We start from the raw sequence: 18345 nt of genomic DNA, 5'->3' as shown, positions 1-18345 counted from the left end.
TTCCGGCAGGTCCTCACTGATCGAACCGTAAAGGCGACCACTGACAACGTGACGGTGGTCAACGGCCTTGGGCTGCGGGCGGGGTGAGGGCGACCAGGGCTCGGTAGTCCTCGCTCCACAGCTCGTCGTCCGCGTCCGGCAGGAGCAGGACGCGGTCGGGGCGGAGGGCGTCGAGGGCGCCCTCGTCGTGGGTGACCATCACGATCGCGCCGGGATACGAGCCGACCGCGGCCAGGACCTCGTCGCGGGAGACCGGGTCGAGGTTGTTGGTCGGCTCGTCCAGCAGCAGGACGTTCGCCCCGGAGTGAACCAGTGCGGCCAGCGCCAGCCGGGTCCGCTCGCCGCCCGACAGGACACCCGCGGGTTTGCCGGCATCGTCGCCGCTGAACAGGAACGCGCCCAGCACCCGCCGTGCCTCACCGGTGTCCAGGTGCGGTGCGGCTGTGCGCAGGTTCTCCATGACCGTACGGCCGGTGTCGAGTGTGTCGTGCTCCTGGGCGACGTAGCCGAGGCGCAGTCCGTGGCCGTGCACCACGCGTCCGGTGTCCGGCTGTTCGGCACCGGCGAGGATCCGCAGCAGGGTGGTCTTGCCGGCACCGTTGAGCCCGAGCACGACCATACGGCTGCCCCGGTCCACCGCCAGGTCCACCCCCTCCAGGACCCGGTGGTCGCCATAGGACTTGGCCAGGCTGATCGCGCCGAGCGGCGTCCGCCCGCACGGGGCGGGCTCGGGCAGCCGGATCCTCGCCGTCTTCTCGGTGCGCCGGGCCGGTTCCAGCCCGGCCAGCATCCGGTCGGCGCGGCGGGCCATGCTCCGGGCCATGGTGGCGGTGGCGGACCGGGCCTTCATACGGTCCGCCTGTGCCTGCAGGGCAGCGGCCTTGCGTTCGACGCCGGCCCGCTCCCTGGTACGGCGCCGCTCCTCCGTCTCGCGTCGGGTCGTGTATGTGGTCCAGCCGGTGTTGTGGACGTCGATCGTGGCTCGTGCGGGGTCCAGGTGGAAGACACGGTTGACGACGTCGGCGAGCAGAGCGGTGTCGTGGCTGACGACCACCAGTCCGCCCTGATGGCCTTGCAGAAAGCCGCGCAGCCAGCCGAGCGAGTCGGCGTCGAGGTGGTTGGTGGGCTCGTCCAGCAGCAGGGTGCCGTGGCTTCCGGCGAACAGGATGCGGGCGAGCTCCACGCGCCGCTTCTGTCCGCCGGACAGGGCGCCGACCGGCTCGTCCATGACCCGTTCGGGCAGGCCTAGTCCGGCGGCCACCCGGGCGGCCTCGGCTTCGGCCGCGTAGCCGCCGCCCGCCTGGAAGGCGGCGTCGGCACGGGCATAGGCGTTCATCGCCCGCTCCAGCGCCGCCGGACGGGCGGCGTCGGCCATCGCCGCCTCAGCCTTGTGCAGTTCACGCAGGGCGGTGTCGAGGCCCCGGGCGGACAGGATGCGGTCGGTGACCGTGACGGCGGGGTCGGCGGCACGGGAGTCCTGGGCGAGGAAGCCGACCGTACCGGTGTGCGTGATCGTGCCGGCGGCGGGCCGGGACCGTCCGGCGAGCGCGGTCATCAGGGTGGTCTTGCCGGCGCCGTTGCGGCCGACGAGGCCGATCCGGTCCCCGGGGGAGACGGTGAAGGAGACACCGGAAAGAAGCAGGCGCGCACCGGCGCGCAGCTCGACATCACGAGCGGTGATCATGGGTAACGCTCCGACATAGCAGGAGGACACACTTCTGGCGTGGAAGCGGGTCCTCGGCTAGGAGATTCGGGGCGTAGACATGCGGTCACGGTAACTGACGCGCTCCGAGCGGCGCATCCGATTTTCCGGGCCGGGGTCCGGGGCCCGGCTGATGCCCGGCGCGGGAAGGCGCACCCGCGCCGGGCACGGGAACCGGTCTGTTCCCGAGGGCGGACCAAGTGTTCGGATCAGCCGGTCACTTGAGGTATCCGAGGATGGTCATCATGCCGCTCTCCGAGTGGTACTGGTTGTGGCAGTGGAGCATCCACAGGCCCGGGTTGTCGGCGTCGAAGTCGACGACGAGTTTGCGGTGGGGCAGCACCACCGCGGTGTCCTTGCGCGCGCCCTCGCCGTCCAGACCGGTGACCGCGAAGCTGTGGCCGTGCAGGTGCAGGGGGTGCCACATGTCGGTGGCGTTGATGAGGGTGAGCCGTACCCGTTCACCGGCGCGCACCGGGTGGCGCCTGCGCGGGTCGTACGGCTGGTGGTCGAAGCTCCAGTCGAACCTGCGCATGCTGCCGGTGAGCCTGATGCGCAGCTCACGGTCGGGCTTACGGTCGTCCAGCGCCACGGACTCGTCCGGTACGAGACGACGCGCGGCTACGATCCTGCCGTCCAGCTCGTCCGGGCGGACGTTCCGCCCGGGAATGCTCCTGCCCCCGTCGGTGCGCAGCACGGCGAGTGCCCGGCCCTGCTTCCCCTCGGCGAGGGCGACCAGGGGGAACACGCCGTCCTCGGCGGTGACCAGGACGTCGTACCGCTCGGCCATGCCGACGAGGAGCGCGTCGGTCTCCTCGTGCTGCACGGGATAGCCGTCGGTGTGTGTCACGGTCATGGTGTGGCCGCCCAGCGCCACCCGGAAGGCGGTCTCGGAGCCCGCGTTGATGATGCGCAGCCGGACGCGCTCGCCCGGGCGGCACCGGAACACCGGGGGGTTGGCGGGCAGCCGGCCGTTGACGAGGTAGTACGGGTAGGCCACACTGCCGCCGGGACTCTCGAGCATCCGGCTGTACGAGGTGCGCAGCACCCGGGAGGGGCCGGTCGGCAGACCACCGCTTCCCGGGCCCATGGCCATGCCTCCGCGCCCCATGGACATGCCCGTTCCGGGCTGCAGCTGGTCGAGTACGCGATCCGGGGTGGAGCCGTTCACGCCGTCGACCCAGTCGTCCAGGACGACGATCCACTCCTTGTCGTAGGAGAGGGGTTCCCTGGGGTCGTCGACGATGAGCGGGGCGTACAGCGCCCGGTCGGGCTGGACGCCGACATGGGAGTGGAGGAGGTAGGTGCCCGGGTGGGAGACGGTGAAGCGGTAGGTGAAGTCGGTCCCCGGGCGGATGCCGTTCTGCGTGACGGCAGGTACGCCGTCCATGTCGTTGCGCAGGCGCACTCCGTGCGCGTGGAGCGTGGTGGCGGCCGGCAGCCGGTTGGCGAGGGTGAGGTTCAGGACATCACCGGCGGTGACGCGCACCACCCGGCCGGGCAGCGCGCCGTCGTACGCCCAGCTCCGGACGGTCCGCCCGCCCAGGTCCAGCGTGGCCTGGCCGGCGGTGAAGGCAAAGCTGCGCACGGGGCCGGAACCGCGTCTCCGCTCGGCGGCCAGGACCTCCGGACCCGACGGGTCGACATAGGTCCCGGGCCCCGGCGGGCCGAAGGCGGACTCGCCGAGCGCGGTCCCCTCGGGGCCGCGGTGGGAGCGGAGAACGGAGTCGGGACGGACAGGCAGGAGTCCCGCGCCGGCGGCAGCGAGCGGGGCACGGAGCAGAGTACGCCGCGAAGGTGTGTGCATGGCTGTAATAAGACACAATTTGCGGCGTGATAGGGGGAAATGCGGCGTGCGCGTCGGTGATGTCGGACTCCGTGACCCGGTCGGCGGGCGATGCCTCGGGCCGCGCCGTGGACGGTCGGCAGTGACGGCCCTTCCGATTCCGGTGACGCCGGTGCGCCTCGCACGGCCCGGCTGTTGAGCGGCTCGGCTCGCGCGGCGCGCGTAACGCTCCTCAGCCGCTCACGAGTTCGTTGAACCGGCGGGTGTCGATGTTGCCGCCGGAGGCGATGACGCCGATGCGGGGCGGGAGGTTGTCGACGTGGCCGGCCAGGAGTGCGGCCAGACCGGTGGCGCCGCTGGGTTCCAGGACGATCTTCAGACGTTCGAAGGCGAAGCGCATGGCGCTCACGATGTCCGCGTCGCTGACCAGGGCGATGGCGTCCACGAGGCGCCGGTTGATCTCGAAGGTGGTCTCGCCGGGGGTGGGCAGGGCCTGGCCGTCGGCGATGGTCCGGGGCACGGGCAGGGTGACCCGGGCGCCGCGCTCCAGGGAGCGCCGGGTGTCGTCCCCCTCTTCCGGTTCCACGCCGATGATCCGGATGCCGGGGTGCAGGGCCTTGGCGGCGGTGGCGCTTCCGGCGATCAGGCCGCCGCCTCCGACGGGTACGACCAGGGCGTCGAGCGGACCGGTCTCGTCGAGGAGTTCGAGCGCCGCGGTGCCCTGTCCGGCGATGACGTCGGGGTGGTCGTAGGGCGGGATGAGGGCGAGGCCGCGGTCCTCGGCCAGCGCCGTACCGAGCGCGGTGCGGTCCTGTGTGTAGCGGTCGTAGGTGACGATCTCGGCGCCGTATCCGGCGGTTGCCTCGCGCTTGGAGCGCGGGGCGTCCTCGGGCATCAGGATGACGGCGCTGGTGCCGAGTTCGCGGGCGGCCAGGGCGGTGGCCTGGGCGTGGTTGCCGGAGGAGTAGGCGGCGATGCCCTTGGCCAGCTGTTCCGGGGAGAGCCGGGCGGCCGCGTTGTAGGCGCCGCGGATCTTGAAGGCGCCGGCCCGCTGGAAGTTCTCGCACTTGATGAACACCTCGGCACCGACGAGGGCGTTCAGGGTGCGTGAGGTGAGGACGGGGGTGCGGTGGGCGACGCCTTCGATACGCGCGGCAGCCGCACGGACATCCTCGAACGTTACGTGTGAAGCGGCGTCGGCCATCGGCGGTCTCCCTCGATTCCCGTCCCAGCGTCCGCACGCTTGCAGGCTGGCCCGATTGGACTGATTATCCATTCCTGGACAGGAACTCTAGGGAGATGTACGCCCGTCTGTCCAGGGAACGGCCGGACGGGCGTGGGTGGTGGCGTGCGTCGCAGTCGGCCTCAGTGACCGCTGATCCCCCTGGGCGTGTACGGCTCCTCGAGTTCCCGCACCTCGTCGTCGGTGAGCCGGAGGTCCAGGGCGGCGAGCGCGTCCGGGATGTGATGTGCCTTGGTGGCGCCGACGATGGGTGCGGTGATGCCCGGGCGGGAGGCGACCCAGGCCAGGGCCACCTGGGCGCGCGGGACTCCACGGCGGGCGGCGATCGCGGCGACGGCGTCGACGATCCGCTTGTCGTCCGGCTGGTACAGGGTCCGGCCGAACGCGTCCGTCTCGGTGCGCACGCTGGCGGCGTCCCAGTCGCGGGTGAGGCGGCCACGGGCGAGCGGGCTCCACGGGATCACGCCGACGCCCTGGTCGGCGCAGAGCGGCAGCATCTCGCGTTCTTCCTCGCGGTAGAGGAGGTTGTAGTGGTTCTGCATGGACACGAACTTCGTCCAGCCGCGCCGCTCGGCGGTGTGCTGCAGCTTGGCGAACTGCCAGGCGTACATGGAACTCGCCCCGATGTAGCGGGCCTTGCCGGCCTTGACCACGTCGTGCAGCGCCTCCATGGTCTCCTCGACCGGGGTGTGCGGGTCGAAGCGGTGGATCTGGTAGAGATCGACGTAGTCCGTGCCGAGGCGGCGGAGGCTGTGGTCGATCTCGGTCATGATCGCCTTGCGGGAGAGGCCCGACCGGTTGGGGCGGTCGCTGCGGGCCGCGCCGTTCTCCACCGCGAAGTAGACCTTGGTGGCGATCACGACGTCCTCGCGCCGGGTCATCTCCCCGAGCGCCCTGCCGACGATCTCCTCGCTGGTGCCGGCGGAATAGCTGTTGGCCGTGTCGAAGAACGTGATCCCCGCGTCCAGGGCCTGCCGGACGAGCGGGCGGGCGGCGTCCTCGTCCAGGGTCCACGGGTGCGGCCCCCGGTCGGGAACGCCGTAGCTCATGCAGCCCAGCGCCAGCCGGGAGACTTCCAGGCCGCTCGTGCCGAGCTTGACGTACTCCATGGTGCGGTTCCCCTCGTCGGTGTGGTCCCGCCGCGTGCGCCTCGGCGTGGGGACCGGGACACGGGCGGGACTTCTCCGTCTGCGTGATCATGATCGTATCGGGGTGGATCCGGCCGACGCCGCGTCGGTCCGGGCCACGCTTCCGCCGGTTCGGGCCATGCCCTCCGCAGGTCGGCCCCCCGCGGCGGTCGCCGTTGGCCAGGGGCCACGAGCTCGGCGAAGAGGCCGTCGGCGTGGACGAGGTCGTCGTAGCCGCCCTGCTCGACGACGCGGCCGTCCTGCAGGGCGACGATCCTGTCCGCGAGGCGGGTGTTCTCCGGCGGTTTCCCGGCTGTGGTGTGAACACGGCTGCGTGGCACGGGTGTTGGATCAGGTCTACGTTCTCGGCGACGATCGCGACCTGCCCAGGAGGCTCATGGCAAGAGCGGCGCCATGCGTGAGCGGATGCGGGCCTGCCACCGACTCCAGCAGCCCGAGAGCGCCATCTGCCGGGCCGGCGGCTGGGCTGCGACGTCGAGGGCGCCCACGTGCACGCCATCCGGCGTGAGCACGAGAACCGCGCCTGGCCGAAGTCGAAGAAGTCCTGGGCCATGCCGGTCGACTTCCCCGTGGTGCAGGCCTTGCGACCAGTACGCGCTGGAGCGCCACGAGCGCCTGGGAGCCGACGGCAGCGCCTGCTCAGGTGTCGGGGTGTCGCTGAGGCTCCGTGTCAGGACGGGGCGAGGACGCAGAACTCGTGCCCCTCGGGGTCGACCAGGCACGTCCACGGGACATCGCCCTGGCCGACGTCGAGGTCGGTGGCACCGAGGGCCCGCAGCCGGGCCACCTCCGCCGCTTTGTCGTCACCGGGGTACGGCAGCAGGTCGAGATGGACGCGGTCCGGCACGGTCTTCACACCGGGCGTGCGGAGGAACTCGAGATACGGGCCGACACCCTTGGCGGAGCGCATCACCGCACGTTCGCCGGTCACCTCGTGCAGGGTCCAGTCCATCGCCTCACCCCAGAACCGGGCCATCGCCCGCGGATCCACGCAGTCGACCACCACCGCGGCGATCGGCCCGGTGTCCCGGTAGATCTCCCGGGGCTCCAGCACGCAGAACTCATTGCCCTCCGGGTCGGCGAGGACCGTCCACGGCACATTGCCCTGGCCCACGTCGGCGGGCGTCGCACCGAGCGCCTTCAGGCGCGCGACCAACTCCGCCTGGTGGGCCGCGGAGGTGGTGGCGAGATCGAGGTGCAATCGGTTCTTTGTCGTCGTCTTGGGTTCCGGGACGGGAACGACGTCGATGCAGACGGCGACCGGGTCCGGCCAGACGGGGCCGCCGGCGGGCCCCACGTAGGTGGTCACGCCGGGGCTGTAAGCACTCCAGCCGAGCGCCTGCGCCCAGAACCGGCCGACCGCCGAGCCGTCAACAGCCTTGATGTTCACCTGAACAGGTCGCAGTGCCATGCCGGCGATCCTATGCACCCGCTCTGTACCTCGCGCACGCGATTTTCGAACGTCGCTGGTCGGCGAGCTCATGTCGGTGTCGATGCGGCTCCGCGCGTGTACACCACGGCTGCCGCCGGCCAAGCGCAAGCGCCCCCCACAGGACACACGAGGCACCCCCTTGCCTGAACGCCCAGCCGACCGGCATAGTGAGTTTGAAATTCCAACTCAGCGGGGAGGGGCAGGATGACCGAGCAGGACACCGCCGGGAAAGCGGCAGGCCATACGCTGCCCGCCAAGCTCGCCGCCCACCCGTCCGTGCGGGCCGTGCTGGCCGCTCGGTCGTCCGGTGCCCGGCCCGCGCCGCCACCGGTGATCGACGCGGCGTGGCTGCGCGCGCTGTGCCTGGCGGCCGGCGCGGACGACGCGGCGGCGGTGAGCCTGGACCATCCCGGCCTCGCCGGAGAACGCGAACACGTACTCGCCGCGCTGCCGGGAACGCGCTCGCTGGTCTCGCTGATGGTCCGCATGCACCGCGACAACACGCGCTCACCCGCGCGCAGCGTGGCCAACCAGGAGTTCCACCAGACCGACGAACAGGTCAACGCCGCGGCCCGTAGCGTGGCGCGGGCACTGGAGGACGCCGGCCATCGCGCGCTCAGTCCGTCGGCCGGGTTTCCCCAGGAGATGGAGCGCTTTCCCGGCCGTATCTGGGTGGTGGCCCACAAGACGGTCGCCGTGGCCGCCGGCCTGGGCGTGATGGGCCTCCACCGCAACGTCATCCATCCCCGGTTCGGCAACTTCGTGCTGCTCGCCACGGTGCTCGTGGACGCTCCGGTCAGCGCGTACGGGCAGGAGCTGGACTACAGCCCCTGTGTGGACTGCAAGTTGTGCGTGGCCGCCTGCCCGGTGGGCGCGATCGGCAAGGACGGCTCGTTCGACGCCCTGGCCTGCACGACCCACAACTACCGCGAGTTCATGAGCGGGTTCACCGACTGGGCGCAGACCGTGGCCGACAGCGAGGACGCCGCCGACTTCCGCTCCCGGGTCACCGACCCGGAGAACGCGTCGATGTGGCAGAGCCTCGCCTTCAAGCCCAGCTACAAGTCCGGCTACTGCGTGGCCGTCTGTCCCGCGGGCGAGGACGTGCTCGGCCCGTACCTCGACGACCGCAGAGCCTACCTGGACACAGTCCTGCGCCCCCTGCAGGACAAGACCGAGACCCTGTACGTCCTGCCCGGCTCGCAGGCACAGCGATACGCCGAACGCCGCTTCCCGCACAAACCGACCAAGGAGGTCTCGGGCGGCTGGCGCGCTCCCGGCAAGCAGCACCCGGACCCGCCCGACGGGCACTGAGCGCCGGGGCGCTGCTCTGCCGGCCGTGGCCGCACGGAAGGGGCCGGCCAGGGCGCATCCGGCCGGAGCCGGGACGGGAAACATCCGGCTGGCACGGGGACGGGAAACTTCCGACCGGAGCCGCGGCGAGGCGTTTCGAGCACAGCCGGAGCGGGACGGTGCGCACCGGACCTGAGCCGGGACGAAAGCACGCCGACGCCGCGGAGTCGCGACGGGGGAAGCAACCGACCTGAACCGCTACCGGGGGCGCAACCGCCCTGGGCCCGGATCGGGACGGGCCGGACGCGAGCGGGACGGTGCGCACCGGGCCTGAGCCGGGAGGGAGGGGCGGGGAACGACCCGAGCGCATGGATTTACCGTTCCCCGCCCCGGCGTCGGCCCGCCTCGTCACAACACGGGGCGGACGACTCTGCGACCGGTCGGACGAAGCTTCGACTCGCCGATCTTGTTACCGACCCTCCGATGCCGGCCGCCCACGGGCCAGCGGAGCCGGTCCGGCCGGGTGACGCGCGCACATCGCACACACGGATGCCATGGCCCGCCCCGCCTGAGCACCGGCATCCGCTTCCCCGGCTCGCGCGCCGCCGGCGTCGCTCCCACCGCCGCCGCCTCAGGTCGCCTGGACGTCGACGGCGGCGGAACGGACCGCCCGGGGCCACGGCGGCAGAGCCGCACCGCATTCGCCGGCCCGAGCGGCTCAACCATGCCTGGCGTGAACGGCACTTGCTCCAGAGCCCCGGCATGACCACCGGGCCGGGGATCCGCCCGGGAACCTTGCCGGTGTCGATGTGCACGGCCTGGACGCCGTCCTGTGGCACGCTGCGCTCCTCCGGGCGACCGTCGCGCTTCTCCTGTCAACTACCGGGCACAAGTGGCAAGTACTCGTGGCGAACCGCGCCTTCCCGCACCGCGCCGTCCGGTACGTCGTCGCCGCGGCGGGGCGCGGCAGGTCCTGGACATCGGCACCGGCCTGCCCACCTCGCCGAACGTGCAAGAGGTCGCCCAGAAGACGGCCCCGGACGTCTACGTCGCCCACGTCGACAACGACCCGATCGTCACCGCACACGGCAACGCGCCGCTCGGACTTCTGGGGTGGCGCGGCCCACATGAACACCTGAAGCCGGGTCCACGGCACAGGCGCCCGGTCGGTACCCGCACCCGCCGCCCCCTTGACCGACCCCCCACCGGCGGCTCCATACTGACGGCCAAATCGATGTGGCCAAATCGATTTGGCCGCCGTCCACGGCCGGATCGTCGAGGCCTGAGCCGAGCGAGCCGAACGGAGCCCGCGCGTGTCCAGTCCCGTACATCCCGTCGACGAGTCCCGCCCCCTGGGGCGGATCCTGCTCTTCGGTGTGCAGCACGTCCTCGTCATGGCGGCGACACCGATCTCTGCGATCTTCCTGATGAGCGCCACCCTCCGGCTCAGCCCGGACACCACCGTCGACCTGCTCTCGGCGGCCCTGCTGCTGTCCGGGATCGGCTCGCTGGTGCAGTCCCTGGGCCCCTGGAAGTTCGGGCCACGGCTGCCGTTCGTGATGCTGCCGGGCGGAGCGCCACTGATCCTCTTCCTGTCGATCGCGCAGCAGCACGGGCTGCGCACGGCGACCGGTGCGGTGCTCCTCACCGCCGCGTTCACCTTCCTGGTGCTGCCGCTGTTCGCGCGCCTGCTGAGATTCTTCCCGCCGCTGGTCATCGGCACGATGATCGTGATCGTCGGGGTCAACCTGGTGAAGGTCGGCGCGCTGCTGGTCACCGGGCAGCCCGGCACGCCGGGCTTCGCCGATCCGGCCCGCCTCGGGCTGGCCTTCACCACCATCGGCCTCATCGTCGTCTTCACCCGGCTGCTGCGCGGGGTGCTGCGGCAACTCGCCGTACTGCTCGGCCTCGCGGCCGGCACGGCCCTCGCCTGCGCCCTCGGGCAGGCCCACCCGGGCGCCGCCCTGTCGGGCCAACTGGTGGGCGTGCCCAGGCCGTTGCCGTTCGGTGCACCCGTCTTCGACCTGCTCGCCGCGCTGCCACTGCTGCTCTACAGCCTCGCGTCCATGGCGGAGGCGACCGGGCAGACCGTCATCAACGCGGAGGCGGTCGGCAAGGACATCGACGTGCGGACCGACGTGCCGCGCACGGTCCGCGGGGACGCCCTGACCTCACTGCTCGGCGGCTGTTTCGGGCTGCCGCTGATGGTGACCAGCGGGGAGAACATCGGCATCGTCCGGGTCACCGGCGTGCGCAGCCGGTATGTCACGGCCGCCGCGGGCGTCGTTCTCGTCGTCCTCGGCTTTGTGACCCCCGTCGCGCGGGCGATCAGCGTGATGCCGTCGGCAGTGGTCGGGGGCGCCGCGATGGTCGTCTTCGCGGTGATCACCGTACTGGGTGTGCAGATGCTCGGCCGCGCCCGGCTGGAGGACCACACGGCCACGCTGACCTGCGCGGTCGCGCTCGCCCTGGGGCTGCTGCCGATCCTGGTCCCCGGCGTCTACGCCGGGTTCCCGTCCGACGTGCGGATCCTGCTGGAGAGCGGGGTCGCCGTGGGCGCCCTCGTCGCCGCCGTCCTCAATGCCGTCTTCCACCACCAGGGACGGCACTCCGCGGACACCGCTGCCGCCGCGCCGGCCGAGGCGCCGGGCCCGGCCGCCCGTGTCTGACCTCCCGCACAGCCCTCTCTCCCTCCCCCTCTCCTCTCCCCCCACTCCGCCCTCTCCCCCGTCTCGAACAACGGAGAAGCATGACCGACCTGACCCCCGACCGGCTCCGCCAGGACGCGCTGCTGCTGGTCCCGGACGTGACGCTCACCCCCGACGGCCCGCTGGAACTGCACGCGGTGGTCGTGCGGGACGGCGTGTTCCGCGCCGTCGGCCCGGTCGAGCGGATAGTCCGTACGCACCCGTCGCTGACCCCCGTCCGGCTGCCCGGGCAGGTGCTGATGCCGGGCTTCGTCGACGCCCACCACCACCTGACGCAGAGCTTCGGCGGTGCGCTCGCCTTCGGGGAGCCGTCGGAGATCTTCCGCCGGGTATGGGTGCCGCTGGAGCAGGCCCTGGACGAGGAGTCGGCGTACGTCGCCGCGAAACTGGCCGCGCTGGAGTCCCTGCGGGGCGGTTTCACGACGGTCGCCGAGGCGGGGACCCGGGCCACGGTGGACGTGGAGGTGGTGGCCTCGGCCGCACGCGACGCCGGCATCCGCTGCGTGCTGGGGCTGGTCTGCAACGACGCCTCGGACGGCACTGGCGACGACGCTGATCCACGGGCCGTGCTCGCCGCCGCCGAGCGGCACCTCGCGCGCTACGGCGCCGACGGCCTGGTCCATCCCTCGCTCGCCGTCTCCGTACCGGAGGCCGCGACCGCACGCACACTGGCGGCGACGGCGCGGCTCGCCGCCGACGCTGGGACGGTCGTACAGATCCACGTGAACGAACACCTCGTCGCCGTCGAGCGCTCCCTGGTCCGGCACGGGCTGCGGCCCCTGGAGTATCTGCTCCATGTGGGCGCGCTGGGCCCGCAGTTGCTGGCCGCGCATGCGACGCTGCTCACCCCGGCCGAGGTCTCGCTGCTCGCGGACAGCGGCACGGCGGTGAGCTACAACCCGGTCGCCAGCGCGTGGAAGGGCAATGCCGTCGCCCCCGCCACCACCTTCGCCGAGCGCGGCATCCGGTTCGGCCTGGGCACCGACGGGACACGCGGGGACGGCTTCCGGCTGGCGGACGCGGCGGAGTTCGCTCAGCGGCTCACCTACGGCCTGGCCAGCGGCGATTCCTCCTGCGGCGCCGGCTGGACGTGGTGGGAGCGGGCCACGGCGGGCGGCGCGGACGCGGTCGGACTCGGCGGGCGCACGGGACGCGTCGTGCCCGGTGCCGCCGCGGACTTCCTTCTGGTGGATGTCGGGGGGCCTGAGATGCAGCCGTCCTGGGACCTGCCGTGGGAGCTGGTCCGGCGGGGCAACCGGGACCAGCTCACCGCCGTGTTCGTCGCCGGCCGGCTCCGCCTGTGGCACGGCTGGCCGCCGGACTGGGACGGACCGGCACTGGTCCGACGGGCCGCCGAACTGGGTCCGCTCGTGGTGCGGCGCGCCGGGGTGACACGGGCCCATCCGACATCGGCGACCGCGCGGCAGCGAGCGACGACGCCGGACGGCGCCGCGTCCCCGCACACCACGCTCGCCACCGGGGACACTCCCGCCGTCCCACCGCCCCCTGGGCACCCGTACGGCTCCGTCCTCCCCACACCCTGTCCCGGTGGGCGGCGATGAGCGCCGGCACCCTGGCGGTACTGGCGGTGACCGTCGCGGCGGCGGCGTTCGTGCAGGGGACCAGCGGCCTCGGGTTCGCGCTGATCGTCGCGCCGGTCGCGGGCCTCGTCGATCCGGCACTGCTGCCGGTGTTCGTGCTGACCGCGATGATCCCGCTCAACCTGTACGTCGCCTGGCGCGAGCGGCACAGTCTCGATCTGCGTGGCGCCCGGTGGATCACGGCGGCGCGGCTGACGGCGACACCGGCGGGTCTGGCGCTGCTGTGGGCGATCCCGCAGGACGCGCTCGGAGCCGTCGTCGGCGCGGCCACGGTACTGGCGGCCGTGGTGAGCCTCGTCGTGCCGTCGTTCGTGCCCGGGCGCGGAGCCTATGTGGGCGCCGGCGTCGTCACCGGGCTGACCGAGACGGCGACCGGGGTGGGCGGCCCGCCCCTCGCCCTCGTCTACCAGCACCGGCCGCCGGGCGAGCTGCGGGCGACGGTCGCCGCCTGCTTCCTGGTGGGCGAAGTCGCCTCACTCCTCCTGCTGTTCGTCACCGGGCGGGGAAGGCCGGCGGACATGGGCTGGGCACTCCTGCTGCTGCCGGCCCTCGCCGCGGGGGCCTGGCTGAGCCGGCTCGTGCACCGGCGTGTCGACGCGCAGCGGATGCGGGCCTTCGTCCTCGTCTTCGCCCTGGTGTCGGGGGTGGTACTGATGGCGGGGACGTGACACTCCCCGACCGGTCGGACCGCGTTGTCCCCGCTGCCGGACGGGCCCTGTTCCACGCCCTCGCCGGACGGAGCCCGTTCCACCCCGCCGCCGGATGCGCCCTGTTCCGCTCCGGTGCCGGACGGGCCCCCGGCTACGCCGTCCCCGTGCTCGTCCCGCCGGTCTCGGGTGGTGGGCGGCGCAGCGACGAGGCGCGCAGCACGAGCCGGGGTGCGGCGGTGGGCGGCTCGCCGTCGGTCGCCGCGGGCCCGGCCGTGCCGGTGGCCGGTCGCGCGCCCAGCAGGGCGAGCAGCAGTTCCACCGCGTCCGCGGCGGCCCGGTCCAGCCGCAGGTCGACCGCGGTGAGCGGCGGTTCACAGGTGCGGGCGCGCAGCCCGTCGTACCGGGTGACGACCATGACGTCGTCGGGCACACGGCGTCCCGCCTCCCGCAGCGCCCGTACGGCGCCGACGGCGAAGGCGTCGACCAGCACGCACAGCGCGTCGATGCCGGGGTGCTGCGCGAGCAGCTCGGCGCATCGGTCGTACCCCGCCTGCTCGCCGCCGTCCTCCGGGGCGGTCGCGACGATCGGCGGCCAGCCGTGTGCGGCGGCGGTCCGTTCGTAGGCCGCGCGGGCGTCGACCGAGGAGTGGCGGGTGCCCGCGCCGACGATGAGTGCCGGGCTGCGGGCACCCTGGTCGCGCAGATGGTCCAGGAGCAGGTCGACCACCCTGCCGCCGTGCAGGTCCACGTAGGGGGCGTCGTCGTCGGGCGCGGTGGGCCGGCCCAGGGCGACGTACGGCAGTCCGCGCTCGCGCAGTTGGGCCACGGCCGCGTCGTCCGCCTCGGGCTCGACCACGATCGCGCCGTCGATGTCGACGGAGTACAGCGCGGATGCGGACTGCACCGGCGGGATCAGCACCAGGGCGTAGTCGTGGACGAGGGCCCGCTCGGCCGCTGCGGCGGCCACCTCCATGTAGAAGCCGAGCCGTGAGGGGCCGCCGGCCACCGCGAACGGCATCGAGGACGCCAGCGCGATGGCCTTGGCCTGGCCCCGGCGCAGCCGCTGGGCACGCAGGTTGGGCCGGTACCCCAGCTCGGCGGCGATCTTCTTGATGCGTTCGCGGGTCCGCGGGTCGACCTTGCCGATGCCGTTGAGGGCGTGGGACACCGTGGTCCGCGACACCGACGCCGCGGCGGCGACGTCGGCGATCGTGGGCCGGCGAGCGCCGTGGGACGTGGTCATGGGCCCATCTTCGCAATCTCCGCCGCGCGGAGCCACCACGACCCCGTACCGGCAGCCGGCCGCCTTGAGAACGGCCTCCGCAGGTACGGGCGTTCACACGCCGTCGGAACCAGGGCCGAGTCCCTGTCGGATACCCGCGCCGTCGCCGATGTCATGGTTCTCGGCGTCCGAGCTGCCGGCCACGCTCGCCTTCGCCCGGGCCCGGGAGCTGGGTCTGCTGAGCCCGGACGTCCTCGTGCGGGACCATCTGCCGGAGTCCGCCGGGGGCGGCCGGGACACGATCACCGTACGGCCTCTGTGTGAGATGCGGACGCGGGGGTGACGATCGCCGCCCATATCAACGGCACCGCACCGCTCACCGACCGCATCCGCTGCGACCACTCACTGCGCACGGCCGTGTACCCCGTCGCCGAGCGCGTCGGGGCGGACCAGGGCAGGGGGCTGCCGCGCAGGTGCGGGCCACGCTTGGTGAGGCTCGCGTGATGGTGCGACTCTGGGTGGAGAGGTCTGCGACGAGGGGAATCCTGGAGGGCCGATGGGACGCGACGTCCCGGCGCTCGTCTTCACCCGCGAGGACCGCCGCCGGTACCGGATCAAGATGCACGAGTGTCTCGACGCGCTGGCGCAGATGCTGCGCGAGTCACGGTTCGAGGCCGAGCGGCCGCAGGTCGGCCTGGAGATAGAGCTGAACCTGGTGGGCGAGGACGCCGAGCCGGCGATGCGCAACGCCGATGCGCTGAAGGCGATCTCCGACCCGGCCTGGTCCACCGAGCTGGGCCGGTTCAATCTGGAGATCAACGTCCCACCCCGGCGGCTGACCGCGGGCGGTCCCGACGCCTGGGAGTCGGAGATCCGCGCCGCGCTGAACCACGCCGACGAGCGGGCCGGGTCGATCGGCACCCGGCTGATCATCATCGGGATCCTGCCCACCCTGCGCCAGGAGGACATCGGCGAGGAGACCCTGTCGGAGAATCCGCGCTACCAGCTGCTCAACGACCAGATCTTCGCGGCCCGGGGCGAGGACCTGCGCATCGAGGTGGACGGCGTGGACCGGCTGCGCACCTACGCGGACACCATCACCCCGGAAGCCGCGTGCACGAGCACGCAGTTCCATCTCCAGGTGTCTCCCGAGGAGTTCGCCGGTTACTGGAACGCGGCACAGGCCATCGCCGGGGTCCAGGTGGCGCTGGCGGCGAACTCGCCGTTCCTGTTCGGCAAGGAGCTGTGGCACGAGACCCGCATCCCGCTGTTCGAGCAGGCCACGGACACCCGCCCGGAGGAGATCAAGGTGCAGGGCGTACGGCCCCGGGTGTGGTTCGGGGAACGCTGGATCACCAGCGTCTTCGACCTCTTCGAGGAGAACCTGCGCTACTTCCCGGCGCTCCTCCCGCTGTGCGACGAGCAGGACCCGGTGGAGACGCTGGACCGCGGCGACACCCCCGAACTCGGCGAACTGACCCTGCACAACGGCACGATCTACCGCTGGAACCGCCCGGTGTACGCCGTCTCGCACGACGTACCGCACATCCGGGTGGAGAACCGGGTGCTGCCCGCCGGACCGACCGTCGCCGACACCCTCGCCAACGGTGCCTTCTACTACGGGCTCACCCGGGCGCTGGTGGAGGAGGACCGGCCGGTGTGGTCGCGGATGTCGTTCGCGGCCGCCGAGGACAATCTGCACACCGCCGCCCGGCACGGCATCGACGCCCTGCTGTACTGGCCCGGGATGGGCGAGGTACCGGTGCCGGAACTGGTCCTGCGGCGGCTGCTGCCGCTTGCACACCGGGGCCTGGAGCACTCCGGCATGGACGAGGCGTGGCGGGAGCCGCTGCTCGGCATCATCGAGCAGCGCTGTGTGACGGCGCGCAACGGCGCCGTGTGGCAGAAGGAGATGTTCCACCACCTCGACGCCACCGAGCACGCGGGCCGGCACGAGGCGCTGCGCCGGATGACCCAGCTGTACATCGACTACATGCACCTCAACGCGCCCGTCCACACCTGGCCGGTGGACTGAGCCGGCTCAGCCGCGCCCGCTCAGCGGGTTCACCGCCCGGTCGCAGCCCGAGTCGCGGTTCTCGCAGGCCGGCCCGTGACCCGGTCGCCGTCAAGGATGTACGGTGCAACGACCTGCGTGACGCCTCACGTGCACGCAGGAACACCCGTGAGGAGAGGCACGCGTTGACCGCCAGCTACTTCGAGCGCATCGACCGGCACCGCTACAAGCCCACCCCGCACGCGAGCGGCGCATGGGCCCCCGACGAGCAGCACTTCAGCCCGCTTGCCGGGCTCGTGGTCCACGCGATCGACGGATACCGCGCCGAGCGTCCGCCGAGCGGACTGCTCCTGTCCCGGATCAGCTTCGACATCCTGGGGCGGCTCGCGCTGGACGAGTGCGAGATCCGGGTGGAGTCGATCCGGCCGGGTCGCACCATCGAACTGCTCGAAGCGGTCGTGCTCATCGCGGACCGGCCGGTGGTGCGGGCCCGCGCCTGGCTGCTCACCGAGGTGGACACCAGCGCCGTGGCCGGCGGCGCCGACGCCCGCCTGCCCCTGCCGGACGGCCTCGCCGGCCAGTCCCTGGGCTCCGTCTGGCCCGGCGGCCACTGCGCGTCGGTCGACGTCCGGCCGGTCCATGCCGCGGAGCCGGGCCGCGCCACGGCCTGGATCACCACGGACCTCGGCCTCGTCGCCGGGGAGCCGAGCAGCCCGGTCGCGTCGTACGTCGCACTCGTCGACACCGCCAACGGCATCGCCGTACGCCGGCCGCCGACGGAGTGGATGTTCCCCAACGTCGACCTGACGATCCATCTGCACCGGCAGCCGGAGGGCCGTTGGGTCGGTCTGGACACCAGGGTCGTCTTCGGCCCCACCGGCCTGGGCCTCACCAGCAGCGTCCTGCACGACCTCCACGGCCCGGTCGGACAGGCCGAGCAGACCCTCACGGTGCGCCCGCTGCCCGGCCGGTGACCCCGGTGGCGGCCTCAGGGCTCGATGTTCCACCGCTCGGGCAGGTCGGCGTCGCAGAAGACGCAGACGAAGTGGCCGTCCCGCACGATGTTGTGCTGCCCGCAGACGCCGCAGCGGCGGAAGATCACCTCATGGGTGAAGGAACCTGGGTGCCCGAGCCCGGCCCGGTCGAGCGCCTGGCCCACGGCGGGCCACGAGTCGGTGTCCGGGCAGTAGCCGGTCGACTGGTTGCTCACCTCCTGTGCTGTCCAGCGGCCGGCGTCCTCACGAAAGCTGATCTCGCCCGCGCTCAGCACCGGCTCGCCGCCCGCGCAGGCGACGTGTTCGGACCGGCGCGGGGCCAGCCGCAGCACGCCGTCCGTGCCGATGACGAAGGTGAAGGGCTCGGCCAGTTCCTCACGGGTGCGGGCCGCGGCCCAGACCACGAACTCGCCCGCCGTGCGGATGCCGGTGCCGGTGTCCCCCGGCCGGGCCGCAGCCCTCACGTCCGCGGGGCCGACATACCGGTAGCTCCTACGGCTCCCTCCCGACAGGCTCATGCCGGTCACGGTAGGGCATGGACGGGCCGGGAT

At 72.5% G+C, this 18345-nt stretch carries 15 protein-coding genes and 1 pseudogene; 9 read left to right on the top strand and 7 right to left on the bottom strand.

Annotated features, from left to right (window positions below; all coding sequences use genetic code 11):
- Positions 1 to 58 precede the first annotated feature (58 nt).
- From ABZ624_RS02540 to ABZ624_RS02520, 5 genes are all read right to left on the bottom strand, one after another.
- Positions 59 to 1684 (bottom strand): ABC-F family ATP-binding cassette domain-containing protein, encoded by a 1626-nt coding sequence (locus tag ABZ624_RS02540; RefSeq protein ID WP_360081728.1) that lies wholly within the window; start codon positions 1682 to 1684, stop codon positions 59 to 61.
- 235 nt (positions 1685 to 1919) lie between these two features.
- Complete coding sequence (locus tag ABZ624_RS02535; protein ID WP_360081726.1) at positions 1920 to 3509, bottom strand: multicopper oxidase family protein; 1590 nt, start codon at positions 3507 to 3509, stop codon at positions 1920 to 1922.
- Between the two features lie 211 nt (positions 3510 to 3720).
- Entirely contained in the window at positions 3721 to 4692 is a 972-nt protein-coding gene (locus tag ABZ624_RS02530) for a threo-3-hydroxy-L-aspartate ammonia-lyase (protein WP_360081724.1), read from the bottom strand.
- A 161-nt stretch (positions 4693 to 4853) separates the two neighbouring features.
- Positions 4854 to 5840: an aldo/keto reductase gene (locus ABZ624_RS02525; protein WP_360081723.1), complete on the bottom strand. Its 987-nt coding sequence runs from the start codon at positions 5838 to 5840 to the stop codon at positions 4854 to 4856.
- A 709-nt stretch (positions 5841 to 6549) separates the two neighbouring features.
- On the bottom strand, positions 6550 to 7290 hold the full coding sequence (locus ABZ624_RS02520) for a VOC family protein (RefSeq protein WP_360081722.1): 741 nt from the start codon (positions 7288 to 7290) through the stop codon (positions 6550 to 6552).
- A gap of 225 nt (positions 7291 to 7515) precedes the next feature.
- Here ABZ624_RS02520 and ABZ624_RS02515 point away from each other — a divergent pair, with 225 nt between their 5' ends.
- The 5 genes and pseudogenes from ABZ624_RS02515 (at position 7516) to ABZ624_RS02495 (ending at position 13581) form a co-directional block, all read left to right on the top strand.
- Positions 7516 to 8625, top strand: a complete 1110-nt coding sequence (locus ABZ624_RS02515) for a 4Fe-4S binding protein (protein ID WP_360081721.1) — start codon at positions 7516 to 7518, stop codon at positions 8623 to 8625.
- Positions 8626 to 9436: 811 nt separating this feature from the next.
- Positions 9437 to 9688 (top strand): annotated as a pseudogene (locus ABZ624_RS02510) (SAM-dependent methyltransferase); the annotation flags it as partial.
- A 229-nt stretch (positions 9689 to 9917) separates the two neighbouring features.
- Positions 9918 to 11273, top strand: a complete 1356-nt coding sequence (locus ABZ624_RS02505) for a solute carrier family 23 protein (RefSeq protein ID WP_360081720.1) — start codon at positions 9918 to 9920, stop codon at positions 11271 to 11273.
- An 80-nt stretch (positions 11274 to 11353) separates the two neighbouring features.
- On the top strand, positions 11354 to 12874 hold the full coding sequence (locus tag ABZ624_RS02500) for an amidohydrolase family protein (protein WP_360082165.1): 1521 nt from the start codon (positions 11354 to 11356) through the stop codon (positions 12872 to 12874).
- The gene (locus ABZ624_RS02495; RefSeq protein WP_360081719.1) at positions 12871 to 13581 is read left to right on the top strand and encodes a sulfite exporter TauE/SafE family protein; all 711 of its coding nucleotides are present in this window, start codon (positions 12871 to 12873) and stop codon (positions 13579 to 13581) included. Before ABZ624_RS02500 ends, ABZ624_RS02495 begins: the two co-directional genes overlap by 4 nt.
- A 133-nt stretch (positions 13582 to 13714) precedes the next feature.
- On the opposite strand, the gene ABZ624_RS02490 is transcribed toward ABZ624_RS02495, so the two are convergent.
- Positions 13715 to 14806, bottom strand: a complete 1092-nt coding sequence (locus tag ABZ624_RS02490; RefSeq protein WP_360081718.1) for a substrate-binding domain-containing protein — start codon at positions 14804 to 14806, stop codon at positions 13715 to 13717.
- A gap of 148 nt (positions 14807 to 14954) precedes the next feature.
- On the opposite strand from ABZ624_RS02490, the gene ABZ624_RS02485 reads away from it, so the two are divergent.
- The 4 genes from ABZ624_RS02485 (at position 14955) to ABZ624_RS02470 (ending at position 17773) form a co-directional block, all read left to right on the top strand.
- Positions 14955 to 15128, top strand: a complete 174-nt coding sequence (locus ABZ624_RS02485) for a hypothetical protein (RefSeq protein WP_360081717.1) — start codon at positions 14955 to 14957, stop codon at positions 15126 to 15128.
- Complete coding sequence (locus ABZ624_RS02480) at positions 15125 to 15289, top strand: hypothetical protein (protein WP_360081716.1); 165 nt, start codon at positions 15125 to 15127, stop codon at positions 15287 to 15289. Before ABZ624_RS02485 ends, ABZ624_RS02480 begins: the two co-directional genes overlap by 4 nt.
- A gap of 52 nt (positions 15290 to 15341) precedes the next feature.
- The gene (locus ABZ624_RS02475; RefSeq protein ID WP_360081715.1) at positions 15342 to 16820 is read left to right on the top strand and encodes a glutamate-cysteine ligase family protein; all 1479 of its coding nucleotides are present in this window, start codon (positions 15342 to 15344) and stop codon (positions 16818 to 16820) included.
- Positions 16821 to 16984: 164 nt separating this feature from the next.
- Positions 16985 to 17773, top strand: coding sequence for a thioesterase family protein (locus ABZ624_RS02470; RefSeq protein ID WP_360081714.1), 789 nt, complete (start codon positions 16985 to 16987; stop codon positions 17771 to 17773).
- A gap of 14 nt (positions 17774 to 17787) precedes the next feature.
- On the opposite strand, the gene ABZ624_RS02465 is transcribed toward ABZ624_RS02470, so the two are convergent.
- Positions 17788 to 18312 carry a hypothetical protein gene (locus tag ABZ624_RS02465; RefSeq protein ID WP_360081713.1) on the bottom strand — a complete coding sequence of 175 codons (525 nt, stop codon included), beginning with the start codon at positions 18310 to 18312 and terminating at the stop codon, positions 17788 to 17790.
- Positions 18313 to 18345 lie beyond the last annotated feature (33 nt).

It is taken from the genome of Streptomyces sp. NPDC007205 (genome assembly GCF_040634095.1).
Taxonomy (GTDB): Bacteria; Actinomycetota; Actinomycetes; order Streptomycetales; family Streptomycetaceae; genus Streptomyces.
Note: the sequence above shows the minus strand (reverse complement) of the source record. Positions and strands in the feature narration are given on the sequence as shown.